Annotated in this window: 1 pseudogene; it reads left to right on the top strand. The window is 50.9% G+C overall.

Annotated elements, in window-relative coordinates:
- Positions 1-3,051, top strand: a pseudogene (locus B0183_RS13060) (hypothetical protein); the annotation flags it as partial.

Consider the following 3,051-nt stretch of genomic DNA (forward strand, 5'->3'; position numbering starts at 1 on the left):
AGAGCTCAAGTATGCACCTCAGATTATTTTTTAGATAAACAGCAAGATAAATTTAAATTAAGTTTTTTAAGTCTAGTATTACTAAGTATATTTTTTAGTCCAGTAGGTTCAGCAGCATATTTTCAAGATGGTGCTGGTCCATCGCTTCGAGGAAGTAACGGCGCTTCTATTGGTATTGGTCAAGGTAGTAGGGCTGGGCATGGTGCTATTGTTATTGGTGAGATCTCAAAAGCTGAAGCTCATACTAGTATTGCGATAGGTTATAGCACAAATGCAGGAGGAGAGGGCTCTATTGCGATTGGTAGAGATTCTATTACATCTCAAGATGAAAGCGTTGCTATAGGTCGTCAGAGTGTTTCTAACTCCAAGCAATCTGTCGCCTTAGGCGCACGAGCCAAAGCGACACAGAGTGAAGCAATTGCAATAGGTTCAGGTGCTGCAGCAAGGTCGATACAATCTGTTGCTATCGGGAAAAATACCAAAGCGAGTGGGTATAGTTCCATATCAATCGGTCATAGTGCAAGTGCAGCAGCATCAGAATCTATCTCCTTAGGTCTAGCCTCACAAGCAACCCAGACAGAAGGTGTAGCAATCGGTGCGAGAAGTACTTCAAATGGCAACTATGGTGTGGCTGTCGGTAGCAGTTCTATAGCTTCCAGTCATGCCGTTGCTGTTGGTAGAAATGCTAATGCAAGTCAAACAGGAGCTTCCGCATTCGGTGAAAACGCACAAGCAACGGCGGAGCGTGCAACAGCATTGGGGAATAATGCCATAGCAGATACGAAATATGGCGTTGCTCTAGGTTATCAATCCAAAGCTAGTCGTGATTCAGGGCAAGCAGGTTGGAAACCAGATGGTACAAGTTATTCTATTAACGGAAATACATTATCTGCTACGCATGCAGCGGTAGCAGTAGGTAATGATACCACCGTCACTCGTCAAATTACCAGTGTTGCTGCAGGTAGAGAAGATACTGACGCAGTAAACGTAGCACAATTAAAAGCACTGACTTTAAAGATCAGTGGCGATGGAGATACGACAGGTTACACAACATTTTCTAATGAAACGCTCTCAATTGTAGGGTCTGATGGTATTAGTACGGCAGTTAAGGAGGAAAATGGCAATACAAAAATTACCCTTAAACTGACTCCAGGTAAGTTTAACCCTACAACTAATGGCAGATTGTCAGTAGGGACGGCAGGATTTGCAACTGTTGGTGATGTAGTCACTGCTGTAAATGATGCAGGCTGGAAACTGATGATTGCTAAGGGAACGGGTGGTGAAGCTACTCCTCCTGCAGCACATCTTATCAAAATGGGTGATACTGCAACCTTTACCGCCGGAAATAATATTAAATTAGAACAAAGGGACGGAAATATTACGATTTCTACGGTTGGTAAGTTAATTAAGAGTGCGGAAAATGAAACAAATGGCGATCTAAAAATTACCTATACAGATGGTTCGCATAGCATCATCAAAAAAGGTGAAAAAGGTGAAAAAGGAGATCGTGGCGAGCAGGGACTAAGAGGTGAAGCAGGTCCGATAGGTCCGATGGGTCCAGCAGGAGCTAAGGGTGATAAAGGTGATCCGGGACCACAAGGTGAAACTGGTGCGACAGGTCCGATGGGTCCTACTGGTGCTCAAGGCCCAGCGGGAGAGCGAGGCGAGAAAGGTCCTAGAGGTGAAACTGGTCCAAGAGGAGAGATAGGACCTGCGGGTCCAGCAGGTCCTGCGGGTCCAGTTGGTCCGCAAGGTCCTACAGGTGCTAAGGGTGAGCAAGGTCCTAGAGGTGAACCAGGTATTCAAGGACCAAGAGGTGAAGCTGGTCCGAAAGGTGAAGTAGGTCCAGCAGGCCCTCGGGGTGAACCAGGTCCTGCAGGTGCTAGGGGTGAGCGAGGAGAAACAGGACTACAAGGTGCAACAGGTCCAGCAGGTCCTCAGGGCCCTGCTGGTGCAACAGGACCTAAGGGTGATAAAGGTGATGCGGGACCACAAGGTGAAACTGGTCCAGCAGGTCCCGCGGGTCCAGTTGGTCCGACAGGTCCTGCGGGTCCAGCTGGTGTTCAAGGTCCAAGAGGGGAAATGGGAGCAAAAGGCGATAAAGGTGACCCTGGTGAAGCAGGACCAGTAGGTCCAAAAGGTGAACCAGGTCCAGCAGGTCCAAGGGGAGAGCAGGGTCAAACAGGTGCAATGGGTCCCGCAGGCCCGACAGGTCCTAGAGGTGAACGAGGAGAACAAGGACCAGCGGGTCCAACAGGACCACAAGGTGCACCAGGTCCAGTTGGTCCGCAAGGTCCTACAGGTGCTAAGGGTGAGCAAGGTCCTAGAGGTGAACCAGGTATTCAAGGACCAAGAGGTGAAGCTGGTCCGAAAGGTGAAGTAGGTCCAGCAGGCCCTCGGGGTGAACCAGGTCCTGCAGGTGCTAGGGGTGAGCGAGGAGAAACAGGACTACAAGGTGCAACAGGTCCAGCAGGTCCTCAGGGCCCTGCTGGTGCAACAGGACCTAAGGGTGATAAAGGTGATGCGGGACCACAAGGTGAAACTGGTCCAGCAGGTCCTGCGGGTCCAGTTGGTCCGACAGGTCCTGCGGGTCCAGCTGGTGTTCAAGGTCCAAGAGGGGAAACGGGAGCAAAAGGCGATAAAGGTGACCCTGGTGAAGCAGGACCAGTAGGTCCAACTGGGCAAAGAGGTGAACGAGGAGAACAAGGACCGCCAGGAATAGCGGGTACTCCGGGACCTAAGGGTGATCAAGGTATTCAAGGTCCAGCGGGAGAGCGAGGCGAGCAAGGTCCGAAAGGGGATACTGGTCCAAGAGGAGAGACAGGTCCTGCGGGTCCAGTAGGTCCAAGGGGAGAGCAGGGTCAAACAGGTGCAATAGGTCCAGCAGGTCCAGTTGGTCCTGCGGGTCCAGTTGGTCCGACAGGTCCTGCGGGTCCAACAGGTCCGAAAGGCGATACAGGCCCAGCAGGTCCTAAAGGAGAGCAAGGTTTAACGGGTCAGACTGGTCCGCAAGGTCCAGTGGATCCACAAGGAGCGCAAGGAATAGCGGGT

The sequence above is a fragment of the Glaesserella parasuis genome (assembly GCF_002015085.1).
GTDB classification, from domain to species: Bacteria; Pseudomonadota; Gammaproteobacteria; order Enterobacterales; family Pasteurellaceae; genus Glaesserella; species Glaesserella parasuis.